General features: G+C 42.4%; 11 protein-coding genes. 3 read left to right on the plus strand and 8 right to left on the minus strand.

The window, feature by feature from the left end; translation table 11 throughout:
* Positions 1-211: 211 nt before the first annotated feature.
* Positions 212-2,239 (minus strand): oxidoreductase, encoded by a 2,028-nt coding sequence (locus tag ABWV72_RS06700; protein WP_353369485.1) that lies wholly within the window; start codon positions 2,237-2,239, stop codon positions 212-214.
* A gap of 111 nt (positions 2,240-2,350) precedes the next feature.
* Here ABWV72_RS06700 and ABWV72_RS06705 point away from each other — a divergent pair, with 111 nt between their 5' ends.
* A complete protein-coding gene (locus ABWV72_RS06705) occupies positions 2,351-3,352 on the plus strand; it encodes a phosphotransferase (protein WP_342807130.1) in 1,002 nt (333 codons plus the stop codon).
* On the opposite strand, the gene ABWV72_RS06710 is transcribed toward ABWV72_RS06705, so the two are convergent.
* The 6 genes from ABWV72_RS06710 to ABWV72_RS06735 all read right to left on the minus strand — a co-directional run bounded on the left by ABWV72_RS06710 (position 3,326) and on the right by ABWV72_RS06735 (position 10,893).
* Complete coding sequence (locus ABWV72_RS06710) at positions 3,326-4,078, minus strand: sulfite exporter TauE/SafE family protein (RefSeq protein WP_216049876.1); 753 nt, start codon at positions 4,076-4,078, stop codon at positions 3,326-3,328. The genes ABWV72_RS06705 and ABWV72_RS06710 overlap by 27 nt on opposite strands.
* Positions 4,079-4,242: 164 nt before the next feature.
* Positions 4,243-5,424, minus strand: coding sequence for a 2-methylaconitate cis-trans isomerase PrpF (gene prpF / locus ABWV72_RS06715; protein ID WP_353369488.1), 1,182 nt, complete (start codon positions 5,422-5,424; stop codon positions 4,243-4,245).
* Positions 5,421-8,018, minus strand: coding sequence for a Fe/S-dependent 2-methylisocitrate dehydratase AcnD (gene acnD, locus ABWV72_RS06720; RefSeq protein WP_216049878.1), 2,598 nt, complete (start codon positions 8,016-8,018; stop codon positions 5,421-5,423). The genes prpF and acnD overlap by 4 nt, the downstream gene beginning before the upstream one ends.
* A gap of 78 nt (positions 8,019-8,096) precedes the next feature.
* Entirely contained in the window at positions 8,097-9,221 is a 1,125-nt protein-coding gene (prpC, locus tag ABWV72_RS06725) for a bifunctional 2-methylcitrate synthase/citrate synthase (protein WP_216049879.1), read from the minus strand.
* A 35-nt stretch (positions 9,222-9,256) separates the two neighbouring features.
* Positions 9,257-10,135, minus strand: a complete 879-nt coding sequence (prpB, locus tag ABWV72_RS06730; RefSeq protein WP_216049880.1) for a methylisocitrate lyase — start codon at positions 10,133-10,135, stop codon at positions 9,257-9,259.
* A gap of 98 nt (positions 10,136-10,233) precedes the next feature.
* Positions 10,234-10,893, minus strand: coding sequence for a GntR family transcriptional regulator (locus ABWV72_RS06735; RefSeq protein ID WP_216049881.1), 660 nt, complete (start codon positions 10,891-10,893; stop codon positions 10,234-10,236).
* A gap of 871 nt (positions 10,894-11,764) precedes the next feature.
* On the opposite strand from ABWV72_RS06735, the gene ABWV72_RS06740 reads away from it, so the two are divergent.
* Positions 11,765-13,228, plus strand: a complete 1,464-nt coding sequence (locus ABWV72_RS06740) for an HDOD domain-containing protein (protein ID WP_342807136.1) — start codon at positions 11,765-11,767, stop codon at positions 13,226-13,228.
* A 332-nt stretch (positions 13,229-13,560) separates the two neighbouring features.
* On the plus strand, positions 13,561-14,436 hold the full coding sequence (locus tag ABWV72_RS06745) for a WYL domain-containing protein (RefSeq protein ID WP_353369675.1): 876 nt from the start codon (positions 13,561-13,563) through the stop codon (positions 14,434-14,436).
* Here ABWV72_RS06745 and ABWV72_RS06750 read toward each other — a convergent pair.
* Positions 14,433-14,963 carry a hypothetical protein gene (locus ABWV72_RS06750; RefSeq protein ID WP_353369491.1) on the minus strand — a complete coding sequence of 177 codons (531 nt, stop codon included), beginning with the start codon at positions 14,961-14,963 and terminating at the stop codon, positions 14,433-14,435. The two genes, ABWV72_RS06745 and ABWV72_RS06750, sit on opposite strands and share 4 nt — an antisense overlap.
* Position 14,964: the final 1 nt, after the last annotated feature.

Below are 14,964 nucleotides of genomic sequence, written 5' to 3' on the forward strand. Positions count from 1 at the left end.
GCCTGCTCTTGCTCCCGTTGCACGGCCTAGATATCAATAGAGCGCGGGGCTAAAGCGCCCACCTACAAGGTTAGAAATTCAATTACCTGTTTGTAGCATGGGCTTTAGCCCATGGATATCAATAGCGCGGGGCTAAAGCACCCACCTACAAGGTTAGCAATTCAATTGCCTGTGTGTAGCATGGGCTTTTGCCCATGGGAAAATGCTGAATTTATATAGCAGCGGCTAGCTCTGCTCCTTGTCTAATTGCACGTTTGGCATCGAGCTCTGCCGCAACATCTGCACCACCAATCACATGGACTGTCATTCCTGCTGCTAACAAACTTTCTTCTAAATCACGGAATGGCAACTGACCAGCACAAATTATAATGTTGTCGACTGCCAAAAGTTTAGGTTTGTCGCCAATCTTGATATGAAACCCTTGGTCGTCAATTTTTTCATAGCTCACTGAATTGATCATATTGACGTTGTGATGGGCAAGGGAAGTGCGGTGGATCCATCCGGTTGTTTTACCTAAATTCGCACCAACTTTTGATTCCTTACGTTGCAGTAAATAAACCTCCTTATCTGTTGGCGTGATCTGGGGCGGCATTAACGCGCCCGGATTCGCATAACTTTTATCAATTCCCCAGTGAGTCAGCCATTTATCCAAATCAGTGGTTAGATGTTCGTGTTCTACTAAGTATTCAGCTACATCAAAACCAATACCTCCAGCACCAACAATAGCCACTCGTTTGCCTACCGATTTGTGATCTCGCAGCACATCTAAATAACTCATGACACTAGGATGATCGATACCGGGAATGTCTAGCTGACGGGGTTTGATGCCAGTAGCCATGATTATTTCATTAAAGCCTTGCTCCTTTAACATCACTGCATTAGCCGTTGTATTGAGGTGCAATTTCACCCCTAAAACTTCAATTTTTCGTGCGTAATAGCGCAGTGTTTCGTAAAACTCTTCTTTACCAGGAATTTGTTTAGCGTAATTGAATTGACCGCCAATCTGTGCGGATTTTTCAAATAAATGCACCTGATGACCGCGCTCTGCGGCATAAGTGGCAAAGGCTAGGCCGGCAGGTCCTGCTCCAATAACTGCAAGTTTTTTAGGTTCTGCCACGGTTTTAAAAATCAGTTCTGTCTCATAGCAGGCTTGGGGATTAACTAAGCAGCTAGCTCTTTTTTGTGCAAAGGCATGGTCCAAACAAGCTTGGTTGCAAGCTATACAGGTATTGATTTGATCGGATTCATTGCGCATAGCTTTAGCCACAAAGTCAGGATCGGCTAAAAATGGTCTGGCCATGGACACCATATCTGCATCACCATCGGCTAACACTGCTTCTGCAACCTCTGGTGTATTGATCCTGTTAGTGGTGATAAGTGGGATGCTAACCTCGGATTTTAGGCGTTTTGTCACCCAAGTGAATGCCGCTCTTGGAACTGAAGTTGAAATTGTGGGGATTCGCGCTTCGTGCCAACCAATTCCGGTATTGATTAGTGTTGCTCCGGCTTTTTCAATTTCCTTGGCTAAATACACCACCTCTTCCCAAGGAGCCCCGCCTTCGACTAAATCAATCATTGAAAGTCGATATATTATGATGAAGTTTTCACCCACTTTTTGACGAGTTTGCTTTACGGTCTCGATAGCCAAACGGGCCCTATTTTCGAGACTTCCACCCCATTCATCGTCGCGATGATTGGTGCGTTCACAGAAAAACTGGTTTATCAGGTATCCTTCAGAGCCCATAATCTCAACGCCATCATAACCTGCTAATTGCGCGTAACTGGCACAATTGGCGTAATCCTTAATGGTGTTGTACACACCTTTTGAGGAAAGTGAGCGAGGTTTGAATGGTGAAATAGGGGCTTTCACTGCTGAGGCCGATACATTCAACGGATGGTAACCATAACGACCTGAATGCAATATTTGCATACAAATTTTTCCGCCGTGGGCGTGCACAGCATCGGTCACGACTTTATGTTTTTTAGCGTGCCGGCGGCTGCTCATCCGTCCTGCAAATGGGGCGAGCCAACCCGCTATGTTAGGACTCACACCGCCTGTCACTATTAATCCAACTCCCCCCTCAGCGCGCTTGGCGTAAAATGCCGCTAGTTTCTCAAAACCGCCTTTTTCTTCCTCAAGTCCAAGGTGCATTGAACCCATTAACGTTCGATTTTTTAATGTGGTGAAACCAAGATCTAACGGGGTTAATAAATGTGGAAATAGTGAGGGTGTTGTCATATCTTTGTCCTTAATTCTTATTCGCCAAGAGTAGAACGCATATTGCTGATGTGCAACCATCGATACAGCATGGGTTAAAGTCTACTCTAAAATTAAAGTGTTGAATCTAGTATGGATCAAAGTTATCACAGTGCGCTATTGGAAATATTGAAAGGGTATTTTCAAGACCAAAACCTGCATAAAGTAGAATCTATTCAAACTCTATGGAGTGGGTATGGTGAAATTGCACGCTACAATATCCCCACTAGGCAGCGCAATTATGTGGTAAAGGTCGTAAATCCCAACTCTGAATCTGCACATCCAAGAGGTTGGAACACCTCTATTTCTCATCTTCGTAAATTAGATTCATACCAAAACGAACAAATTTTTTATGACAGCTACAGCGGGCTAACAGATCAATATAGTCGCATTCCTAAGTGTATTGCCTCGGGTCAAAATCAACAGATACGTTGGTTAATAATGGAAGATCTGGATGCCAGTGGATTTACCTATAGATGTGATGATGCACCGCTAGATTTGGTGAAACTAGGTGTGCGTTGGTTAGCCTACTTCCATGCTCGATTTTTAAATAATGCCACCCCTGAACTTTGGCCTATTGGCACCTATTGGCATCTTAAAACGCGCCCTGATGAATATCAAAAAATGCCAGAAGGACGACTAAAAGAAGCAGCGACTGGGCTCGATCAGCAACTTAACTCGGCTAGCTACCAAACGCTACTACATGGTGACGCTAAACTGGCCAATTTTTGTTTCTCTGCTCACAAAGATGACTTGGCTGCTGTGGATTTCCAGTACGTTGGTCGTGGCGTTGGGGTAAAGGATTTGGCGTATTTCTTAGGTAGTTGTTTTTATCAAGATGGTTTATTTAAGCATGCCGAAACTCTTTTAAATGATTATTTTAGTCACTTTAAAAAGGCGCTGCTTCACTATCAAGTAAATTGCAATTTTGGATTACTCGAAGAGCAATGGCGGGTCTTGTACCCGCTAGCATGGGCCGATTTTGAACGCTTTTTGAGTGGCTGGGCGACTGAACATTACAAACGTAATGAGTATATGCAGAAACAAACCGAATTGGCGTTAGCTTATTTAAATCAGCATAAATCCAGCAGCTAATCCTGTAACGGCAATCACCAACCAGCGATATTGTTTGTCAGGTACTCGTTTGACGATTTGAATACCCAAATAAATTCCTAGCGCGATGAACGGCAAACCAAGCAAATTTAATGCAAACGAATTAACGCTAATGGTTTCCCACGACCAGATGTGAAAGGGAACTTTAAATAAGTTGATGATCAAAAAGAACCATGCGGCAGTGCCAATATATTCATTTTTAGGTAAACGCATACTCAATAAATACAGCGCCATCACTGAACCGGCCAGATTGCCAATCATAGTTGTAATACCACCTAGGGTGCCCATTAAAATTGCAAACCATAAGTAGTCAGGTATTTTTTCCTTATTAATGGTTTCCATCCAAAGCATAATCCCAAGGCTGGCGATTATGATGAATCCCATGACTTGCTTAAACACTTGGTCATCAATGCTATTACCGATTAGCGTGGCGATGAGCACGCCTATTGCCGCAGAAGGAAATAACTTAATCAAGAAACTCCAGTTGGCGTGGCGGTGATAATATTTTACGGCGAATAGATCGGCCATAATTAACATCGGTAACATCAATCCCGAAGAGGCTTTGCCACCAAAAATAAGTGCTAGAATTGGCACCGCGAACATTGAAATTCCGTGCACACCAGCTTTTGCCATACCGATAAAAAATGCGACTAAAAATAGCAAGCCAAGTTGCTGGTAACTCAATGTGTAGGAAAATAATTCAATCATTAAAATCAATTTATAAGCTGGTGGCTGAAATCTGACAAGCTGCTATTAATTCAGAATTGACATTGAACTACAAGACGCGTTTAACTTTTTAATATCCAGATAACAAAAAACGGCCAACTTAGTTGACCGTTTTTATTTTAGTTATGATTTTAGTTTAAGGTAAATTAAAGGCTTGGTTCAGGTACTCTAATCCAGCCTTCCATTAAGATCCTAGCACTGCGACTCATAACGGCTTTTTCAACTTGCCATTTACCCTGATTAAGCACCGCTTTTGCACCTACGCGCAATGTGCCTGATGGGTGACCAAAACATACAGATTCAAGCTCACCGCCGCCAGCGGCAAGATTGACTAAGGTGCCAGGAATGGCTGCGGCCGTGCCAATTGCTACTGCGGCTGTGCCCATCATCGCATGGTGAAGTTTGCCCATGGAAAGCGCTCGAACCGACAAATCGATTTCCGATTTTGCCACTGTTTTCCCACTTGAGGCCAGATAATCAGCTGCTGGAGCCACAAAAGCGACCTTTGGCGTATGTTGCCGTTGTGCGGCTTGTTCAAGGGAATCAATCAAGCCCATTTTAAGTGCGCCGTGAGCACGAATTGTTTCGAACTTAACCAATGCATCGCTATTGCTGTTGATCACCTCTTGCAATTCAGTGCCTTGATAACCTAACTCTTGAGCATTCAAAAATATCGTAGGTATTCCAGCATTGATAAGTGTTGCATTGAGCTTACCCACACCTGGAACATCCAATATTTCAGACACCTTACCGGTAGGGAACATGTCACCTTCACCATCGGCAGGATCAATAAACTCAACAGGTATTTCAGCGGCAGGGAAGGTAACCCCGTCTAACTCAAAATCTCCGAGTTCTTGCACTTGACCATCACACATTGGTACATGAGCGATAATGGTTTTTTGGATATTAACCTGCCAAATTTTAATCGTAACAGACCCGTTTTTAACCAGCTTCTCGGCAGGTATTAAACCAGCGTGAATCGCGAAAGGTCCTACTGCTGCAGACAAGTTACCGCAGTTTCCAGACCAATCTACAAAGGCTTTGTCGATTGCCACTTGGCCAAACAAATAGTCAACATCATGATCAGCTTGTTGGCTTTTTGACACAATCACGGTCTTGCTGGTACTAGAGGTCGCGCCCCCCATTCCATCGGTTTGTTTGCCGTAGGGATCTGGGCTACCAATAGTACGTAGCAACAAGGCGTCGCGATAAGCGCCAGCTGTTTGCGCTTGCTCAGGCAGATCTGCAAGGTTAAAAAACACGCCTTTACTCGTTCCGCCGCGCATATAGGTGGCGGCAACCTTTATTTGTTGAGCAAAGCCACTCATTGAGCTTGTCCTTCTGACTCCAAAAAGTCTTGAGCGAAACGTTGCAATACGCCACCGGCTTCATAAATAGACACTTCTTCTGCTGTGTCTAAACGGCAATTTACTGGGACTTCTATGGTTTCACCGCTAGTACGGGTTATTATCAAGGTTAGTGAAGCACCAGGTTGACGCTCGCCTTTCACATCGAAAAGCTCACTGCCATCGATATTCAGTGTTTTACGAGTCGTGCCAGCTTCGAATTCTAGCGGTAACACACCCATTCCAATTAAGTTGGTTCGGTGAATACGCTCAAACCCTTCAGCCACTATGACTTCTACACCAGCTAAACGCACCCCTTTGGCAGCCCAGTCTCGAGATGAGCCTTGCCCGTAGTCAGCTCCGGCAATAATAATTAATGGTTGTTTGCGTTGCATGTAGGTTTCAATGGCTTCCCACATCCGCACGGTTTGACCTTCAGGCTCAAGACGAGTTAACGAACCTTGTTTCACTTCACCGTTTTCGATCACCATTTCATTTAACAACTTAGGGTTAGCAAACGTTGCTCTTTGCGCAGTTAAATGGTCGCCCCTGTGAGTAGCATAGGAGTTAAAATCAACTTCGGGAACATCCATTGATAACAAATACTCTCCGGCTGCACTGTCTGCTAAAATCGCATTAGAAGGTGAAAGGTGATCTGTTGTTATGTTGTCACCAAGTACTGCCAAAGCGCGCATGCCTTTCATTGTGCGCTCTGCCGCCAAGGCACCTTCCCAATATGGAGGGCGACGGATATAAGTACTCTTAGGACGCCATTCGTATAGCGGATCAATATCTTCGCCATAATCCACAGTCAAATCAAACATGGGATCATACACTTTCTTAAATTGTTCTGGTTTTACGCTGCTGGCAACAATGGCATCGATTTCTTCATCGCTTGGCCAAATATCTTTTAAGGTAATCGGATTACCTTGAGCATCAGTTCCGAGCACATCTTTTTCGATATCAAATCGAATCGTACCGGCAATAGCATAAGCTACCACTAGCGGCGGAGACGCTAGGAACGCTTGTTTTGCATAAGGATGAATACGGCCATCGAAGTTACGATTTCCAGAAAGTACCGCTGTGGAATATAAATCACGGTCGATAAGTTCTTTTTGAATTTTAGGATCCAAGGCTCCACTCATACCGTTACAAGTTGTACATGCAAAACCAACAATACCAAAGCCTAACTGCTCAAGTTCAGGCAGTAGCTTGGCATCTTCCAAGTACAACTGAACCGCTTTTGAGCCCGGTGCTAAAGAGGTTTTTACCCATGGCTTGCGAGTGAGTCCAAGTTTGTTGGCATTTCTGGCAACCAGTCCTGCTGCGATAACATTGCGAGGATTACTGGTATTGGTACAACTTGTAATTGCAGCAATGATGACAGCGCCATCAGGCATTAAGTCACCGTCGTGCTCAACAATACCTGATATTCCTTGTGCCGCTAAATCAGCAGTAGATACACGGCGGTGTGGATTAGAAGGGCCCGCAATATTGCGACCAACTGAGGACAAGTTAAAGGTTAATACACGTTCGTATTTAGCATTTTTTAATGTGTCTGCCCACAAACCCGCTTGTTTGGCATAGTTTTCCACAAGTTGTACTTGTGCATCGTCCCGACCTGTTAGTTTAAGATAATCGATGGTTTTGTCATCGATATAAAACATCGCTGCAGATGCGCCAAATTCTGGGGTCATATTAGAGATAGTCGCACGATCGCCAAGGGTTAAATCCGATGCTCCTTCGCCGAAGAACTCTAAGTATGAGGAAACCACACGCTCTTTACGCAAGAATTCGGTAATCGCTAAAACAATATCGGTGGCAGTGATACCAGGTTGACGTTTACCGGTAAGCTCTACGCCAATAATATCTGGCAGACGCATGTAAGATGCACGGCCTAACATCACACTTTCGGCTTCCAGTCCGCCGACACCTAATGCAATTACACCTAAGGCATCAACGTGAGGAGTGTGGCTATCTGTTCCAACAAGTGTGTCAGGGAAAGCTACGCCGTCTCTGGCATGCACAACAGGCGACATTTTTTCCAAATTAATTTGGTGCATAATGCCGTTACCTGGCGGAATCACATCAATATTCTTAAAGGCTGTTTTGGTCCAGTTAATAAAGTGAAAGCGGTCTTCGTTTCTACGATCTTCAATGGCGCGGTTTTGTTCAAAGGCGTCAGGTTCAAAACCTGCATGCTCCACAGCCAAAGAGTGGTCAACTATCAATTGAGTTGGGACCACAGGGTTTACTTTAGAAGGATCGCCACCTTTTAACGCAATAGCGTCACGGAGTCCGGCTAAATCTACCAATGCGGTTTGACCCAAGATATCGTGACACACTACTCGCGCTGGATACCACGGGAAATCAAGATCTTGTTTACGTTCGATTATCTGTTCTAGTGCAGCATTAAGTTTTTCAGGCTCACATCTACGAACTAAATTTTCTGCTAATACACGGGAAGTGTAGGGAAGGGTGTCATACGCCCCTGGTTTGATTGCGTCTACAGCTTCACGGGTGTCAAAAAAATCAAGTTTGGAACCAGGAAGGCGTTTTCTGTATTGAGTATTCATATTTTTCTACCTTGCTATTGCGTGAGTAGAGTGGGCATTAGGAATGCCCACTTATTGATTGCCTGGAAAAGGAAAGTTCTATCGTTGTTTAATCGGAGTCACTTTACGTGGCTCTTCGCCGATATAATCCGCACTTGGTCTAATGATGCGGTTATTTGATCTTTGTTCCATCACATGTGCAGCCCAACCTGTTAAGCGAGAGCATACAAAAATCGGGGTAAACAATTTAGTTGGGATCCCCATGAAATGATAGGCCGAAGCGTGGAAGAAGTCGGCATTACAGAACAGCTTTTTGCTATCCCACATAAACTCTTCACAAGCTACTGAGATGTCGTACAAGCTGGAATCGCCAAACTCTTTACCGAGTTTTTCAGACCAAGATTTGATGATCACATTACGAGGATCGGATTCACGATATATTGCATGACCGAAGCCCATGATTTTTTCTTTGTTGGCCAACATTTCAGCCATTTTAGCTTTGGCATCTTCAGGCGAACTGAATTTTTGAATCATATCCATGGCTGCTTCATTGGCACCACCATGTAATGGACCACGCAATGTGCCAATCGCGCCGGTAATACATGAGAACATATCTGATAAGGTTGATGCACAGACGCGAGCCGTAAAGGTAGAAGCATTAAACTCATGTTCTGCATACAAAATTAGCGACACGTCCATCACTCGGCGATGAAGTTCAGACGGATCTTGATCTGTTAATAACTTCAAAAAATGACCGGCGATTGAATCTTGATTAGTGGTACATTCAATTTCCACATTGTCATGACTGTAGCGATACCAATAACACATTATTGCAGGGAAGGCGGCTAACAAACGATCCGCACTATCTTGTTGTTGACTAAAATCATCTTCAGGCTCTAAGTTACCTAAAAATGAACAACCGGTGCGCATCACATCCATAGGATGAGTATCAGCAGGGATTAACTTTAACACTGCTTTTAAGGCGTCAGGCAAATCACGCTTTAACAGCAATCTGGCTTTATAATCTGCCAGTTGAGTTTCAGTGGGGAGTTCCCCTTTAAACAATAAATAAGCTACTTCTTCAAAGGTGGCGTTATCTGCTAAATCAGATACATCGTAACCGCGATAAGTTAAACCAGATCCTGATTTACCTACCGTGCACAATGCGGTTTCTCCTGCGCTTTGACCGCGAAGGCCCGCACCACTTAGTTTTTTGTCAACCATGATAGAGTCCTGTTTTATAAATGAAAAATATAGGGTTATTTATTTTTACCTTGAGAGAAAAGACTATCTAATTTCTGCTCATAATCGTGATAACCAAGATAATCATAAAGATCCATGCGAGTTTGCATGCTATCTACAACGGCTTTTTGGTCACCATCTTTTAGTATTGAAGTGTAGACGGTTTCTGCTGCTTTATTCATCGCTCTAAAGGCACTCAACGGGTAAAGCACCATATCGGCTCCCCACTGCGCGAGTTGCTCTTTATTCCACAACTCAGTTTTACCAAATTCTGTGATGTTGGCTAAAATAGGCACGTCTAAAGCTTCTGAGAAAGCGCGGTAATGCTCTTCGGTTTGAATTGCTTCTGCAAAAATGCCATCAGCTCCGGCCGCAACATAGGCTTTAGCACGTTCGATTGCTGCCTCTAAACCTTCCTGTGCAAAAGAGTCTGTACGAGCCATAATGAAAAAGTCAGGGTCGGTACGGGCATCTACAGCTGCTATAATCCGATCAGTCATTTCTTCAATGGAAACAATCTCTTTGTTTGGTCTATGTCCACAACGTTTTTGTGCGACCTGATCTTCCATATGGACCGCTGCTGCTCCAGCTTTTTCCATATCTCTTATGGTTTTGGCGATGTTGAATGCGCCACCCCAACCGGTATCAATATCTACCAATAGTGGTAGGTCACAGGCTGCAGTAATGCGTTGCACATCAACGATCACATCGTTAAGAGACGTCATGCCGAGGTCGGGTAGGCCGTAAGAAGCGTTTGCCACACCACCACCAGATAAATAAATAGCCTTATGACCAATTTGCTTTGCCATCATGGCCGAATACGCGTTGATAGTGCCAACAATTTGTAGTGGTTTGTTGTCAATCAATGCTTGTCTGAATTTTTTGCCTGGAGTCATAATTTCCTCTGTTTAACAATCGGTGAAGTTTGTAAACCTGAAGTGGGAATAATATATTTTGAGTTACGACGTCTTATTCCGAGTTCAGGTTAGTTACGTTACTGCAATTTCTTTTCAATATTATTTTTGGAATACAAAATGTGTCGGCGCATTAACATTTCAGCTAATTCTCCATCGCGATTAGCTATCGCTTGAACAATGTGTTTATGTTCATCAAACGCTGTAGAGACTCTTGGTCCTGCCATACCTAATTGCACTCGATACATGCGAACCAGGTGATAAATGCCATTGATGAGCATTGAAATTAGATGTTCATTTTTGCTGCCAACAATAATCCGGTAATGGAAGTCTACGTCACCCGCTTCTTGATAATATGACTGTCCTTCTTTTACTTCTTGAAAGTGTTCAGAAAGTAAAGATTCGAGCTCGTTCACTTCTTGGTCAGTCATATTGGTAGCAGCCAAGCGGGCTGCCATTCCTTCAAGAGACTCTCGTACTTGATACAACTGAATTAACCCTTCAGGCGTCAACGAAACAACCCTGGCACCAACATTTGCTTTGCGTTCAACTAAATGGCAGGTTTCCAAGCGGTTAATCGCTTCACGAACCACAGCTCGACTGACCGCATACTTTGTCGACAATTCTGTTTCACTCAGCTTGCTACCAGGTTGGATATCTCCTTCAACAATATCTTTGCGAAGTTGGAAAAAGGTTTTATCCGCTGATGTAACCGGTGATTCTGATAAAAAATTGACCAAAAATTTTTCTTCATATTATCTGTAATGTCGACAATATAGACCTATATGGACATTAATTCAACATTAAATCTTAATATTGTCGACAATGTGTGGTTGTTCGATTGGATCCGTTTTTATATTGTCGTATTAGGAATCTCGGTAAGAGCTTAGAATGGATGTAATTTGTGGAAAGACAATTGAAAGTGCAAATTGGATAAGCTTGGTTCGACCAACCTTCTGCCGTGGATTGTTCGCAGAGGGCCAGTCGAGGTGTATCGTTATGCCAATGGTAATGATTTAGTTAGCTGAATTAAGCACCATAGCGGGGAGATTTGAGTGGTGCTAACAATAGATAAAATATCCACGCAAACCAGGAAATAAATATAACAGCTAATAACCATGCAGCTTTTTCGCCTCCGCAGGTGCGGTTTGATGTGGCAATGGCCACAATGGGGATTAACCATAAACAAAAAATTATTAAGCCACATAAAAAAGTAAACATCTATATTCTCCTTTTAACCCCAACCACAGTAACGGGGGGATTTACATTATTGATTTTTCTAACACTTGTCATTTCGCTTAATAGCAATTAGAGCAACATTTATTCCAAATAAAAAAGTTAATGAAATCAATTGGATGTGTTTTTTATTATGTTCGCATTCGATGTTTTTTGACTAAAAAGTGGTAATTTTGCCTAACTAAATTGCTTGTTCTATGAGATTAAGCGTTAGTCGTTCAAAACAAAGCTGTACAAAGGTGCAGACAATCGTTATTTCACTGATATACTCGGGCGTGTAATAAAAATGTAATTAAGTTATTGATGACTTAATGGTTAATTTGGCAATCGTTTGGACAAGGTGTTTCCGCTTCGTTTTGCTGTTTGGAACTATATATGCGTGAAAAGTCAAAGCTGACGTCAGATCAGTGGGTAGCGTTACTTGCCAAAGAAGAGTTACCAGCAATTACATCCATTGCCGGAATTTTAGATAAGTTCTCAAATGATGATAGATCATCTATTCCCAGCCTCAGTAAAGTCATACTGCACGATCAGGCGTTATCTTCCAGCTTATTAAAAGTGGCTAACAGTTCGAGTCGTTCGCCGGTGAAACGGGTGACTACTGTCTCTCGTGCTGCAATATTTCTAGGTATTCAATCAGTTAAAAACATTTGTTTAACTGCCAAGGTGTTGGAAGGTTTGTTGAATAGCAAACATCTTTCGCCAGCGGTCTACGAAAGGCTAATGAAATTAATGGCAAATGCATTTTTTGCTGGATTGCTGGCTAAAATGATGGTGCCTGAATACGATGAAAGTACCCAAGAAGAAGTGTATTTAGCGGCCATGATGTACAACATAGGCGAAACGTCATTTTGGAGTACCGGCAATCCTCTTACACGTCAGTTGATCCAAAAAGCGGGTATGCCAAAAATAGCATTTGAGCAATATTGCGCATCCACGGCAGGGATTAAATTTAAAGATTTGAGCGTAGGGCTTGCTCGCACCTGGAACTTGGGGGAGTTGCTGATCAAATCGTTAAATCAGCCACAAAGTCGCACCAAAGAGATGAATATCATTAGCTTATCCAATCAACTCAGTGAAGCGATTGGTTCTCCGCCTAAGAATAGGGCGAAATTTGATCATCTAATCAAAGACATTTGTGCACTGATCAATGTGGATGAACATAGACTAAAACTTAAGATTGAGTCCACACGCAAACTGGCAGTTGAGTTGCTTGCATCTTACAACGCATCTGCTTTGGAAAGTTATATTAAACCTTTGCCCAAGCAGAAGGATTTTGGCGGATTACCAGCCCCTGTAGAACTTGCTAATTTGACCATCGAAGAGCAATTAATCATCAGCATCAAATCATTAAATGCGCTGACGAGAACCAGTCGTAGCATCAATGAATTCCTTACCCATACCTTACAATTATTATCACAAATATTTCATTTTCATCGCTGTGGTTTTTGGGTGTTTAGTCAAGATAAGCGTCAAATTGAATGTAGGCAGAGTGTCGACAGTGAAGGGGAGGCGGTGCGATTCCACTGTTCATTTCCTTTAACCGACTCACAGAACATTATGAGTTATGCCATTCAGCATGCCGAAACTGTGTTTATCGAAAATTATCAGGATATTAAATGGCGTGATTATCTGACTTTTGAATCAGAACAGTTTATTGAAAATGGCTTACTGTGTTTATCGCCAGTAAAAGTAAATTCGAAAGTAGTGGGGATGATAAGTGCGCAATTTTTTGACAAAGCAAGTTACTTCAGCGAAGAGGACTTTGCTCATTTTGATTTAATCGCTGAGCAATTAAATCTTTGTTTATCCTATGTTTCCAAGCGACTTCAGTCTTAATTCAATGTCCGCTAAAACCTGTTGATATTAACCAGTAAACTTAAACCGATAAGCCTAATCAATGAAACAGGGGCAATAAAAAAGTCATTGGCCAATAAAAAAGCCGTTAGCATTTACTGCTCACGGCCCGGGGAGATTCAACAGTTCACTACGCTGTCATTATGTATGACGCGCAAAACCACCAAAAAGTTTAAAAAGTTTTCAACTTTTTTTTATTTAGTCCTTTCTCAAGTAAATATCAGTAAATTAAAATCAAAAAGATGCCATCAATTTGATTGCAATCTTTTGTGGAAGTCCTTATAGTTGAAAAAAACGTTACCGGAACTAACAAGATGGAAAATGAATTAGACACTATGAATCATGGTCAAAAAGAGCGTTTAGCTTTTATTGATTTTAGTTTACAGTATTTTGGACACGTAGCGCGCACTGACTTAATTCAGCGTTTTAAAACGGGTCTAGCGGCATCGACACGAGATTTTAGTGCTTACAAAGCCCTTGCTCCGAATAATCTTATTCTTGTCCATCAAACCAAAAGTTATCACCGTACAAAGCAATTTAAACCCGTTTTTAAACATGACCCTGAAGTGATTTTAACATCCTTGAGTCGCGGCTTTGGCAATGGAATTTCGAATGGCGTACAACCGTCTGAACAGTGTTTTGATGCCGTGCGTTTAATTCATCCTGATCAAAATATTATTGCCGCCTTGATGCGCGCAATTCACATTAAGCAGCCTATTGAATGCGGTTATGTTTCAATCAGTTCTGGCGAGTCAACCCGAGTTATTGTGCCTCACGCTATTGTTAATAACGGTCATCGATGGCATGTAAGAGCCTACGATCGGAAACATCAAAGTTTTAGAGATTTTGTGTGTACTCGATTTACCTTTGTTAATGCATTAGCACAAGACATCAATACCTTAGAGGCTAGGAAATTTGATGAACAGTGGAATCATCAAATCGAGTTAGTGTTAGTGGCTCACCCCAGTATTAAACATCCAAAAGCCATTCAACTAGACTATGCCATGGTAGAAGGAAAGTTACGGGTAAAAGTGAGGTCAGCATTGGCTGCCTACCTATTAAGACAGTGGCAAGTTGATTGCTCTCAAGGGCATAAATTTATTGGTCAAGGGTGCCAATTGGCACTAGCCAATCCAGAAGCATTAATGGGCGTAGAAAATACCGCCTTGGCACCGGGTTACAAACGTTAATGTGTAGTTAATACGCTGATATGCCTAGCCTTGAGGCGCTCTGCACTTTCAATTTGGGTTAACGAAAATATCACTAAGCCTTGGTATTTTTCAATGACGCTAAACAGTAAGTCTAGGTTAATTGGTTCGTCCGTATCGGCGTAATCAATGTTGTCATTGATCAAGTCGTCAGCGAGGTCAAAATAAATAATGGCATTTTGTTGCTGGGTTTGTGCGATAAGTTTAGCTAAATCTGAGGTAAAGAGATTGTTGAAAAGTTCTTGGGTCACCAACAACACTTTGTTTTTCGTCTGATATGCAATATTAGCCAACAATAAACCTTTATTGAATTCTGAGTTGCCTAAAAATCCACAGACCATTGGTGTGTTCTTTTTAGCCATACTGGTCACAAGCAAAGATTGCTCTCGATCCTGTTCTGATAAGGGAGGATCGAGCAGTGGTTTTTCAACAAGACTCAATAAAAGTGTGTGTTGCAAAGGACCTTGGGTTTTGTCGCCAAAGTGTTTTGTATAGTTTACCCGACTCATT

It is taken from the genome of Aliiglaciecola sp. NS0011-25 (assembly GCF_040370605.1).
Classification (GTDB): Bacteria; Pseudomonadota; Gammaproteobacteria; order Enterobacterales; family Alteromonadaceae; genus Aliiglaciecola; species Aliiglaciecola lipolytica_A.

Coding starts and splice junctions, on each gene's coding strand:
- ABWV72_RS06700 (WP_353369485.1), bottom strand. CDS start 2,239: ATGACAACACCCTCACTATTTCCACATTTATTAACCCCGTTAGATCTT.
- ABWV72_RS06705 (WP_342807130.1), top strand. CDS start 2,351: ATGGATCAAAGTTATCACAGTGCGCTATTGGAAATATTGAAAGGGTAT.
- ABWV72_RS06710 (WP_216049876.1), bottom strand. CDS start 4,078: ATGATTGAATTATTTTCCTACACATTGAGTTACCAGCAACTTGGCTTG.
- prpF (WP_353369488.1), bottom strand. CDS start 5,424: ATGAGTGGCTTTGCTCAACAAATAAAGGTTGCCGCCACCTATATGCGC.
- acnD (WP_216049878.1), bottom strand. CDS start 8,018: ATGAATACTCAATACAGAAAACGCCTTCCTGGTTCCAAACTTGATTTT.
- prpC (WP_216049879.1), bottom strand. CDS start 9,221: ATGGTTGACAAAAAACTAAGTGGTGCGGGCCTTCGCGGTCAAAGCGCA.
- prpB (WP_216049880.1), bottom strand. CDS start 10,135: ATGACTCCAGGCAAAAAATTCAGACAAGCATTGATTGACAACAAACCA.
- ABWV72_RS06740 (WP_342807136.1), top strand. CDS start 11,765: ATGCGTGAAAAGTCAAAGCTGACGTCAGATCAGTGGGTAGCGTTACTT.
- ABWV72_RS06745 (WP_353369675.1), top strand. CDS start 13,561: ATGGAAAATGAATTAGACACTATGAATCATGGTCAAAAAGAGCGTTTA.
- ABWV72_RS06750 (WP_353369491.1), bottom strand. CDS start 14,963: ATGAGTCGGGTAAACTATACAAAACACTTTGGCGACAAAACCCAAGGT.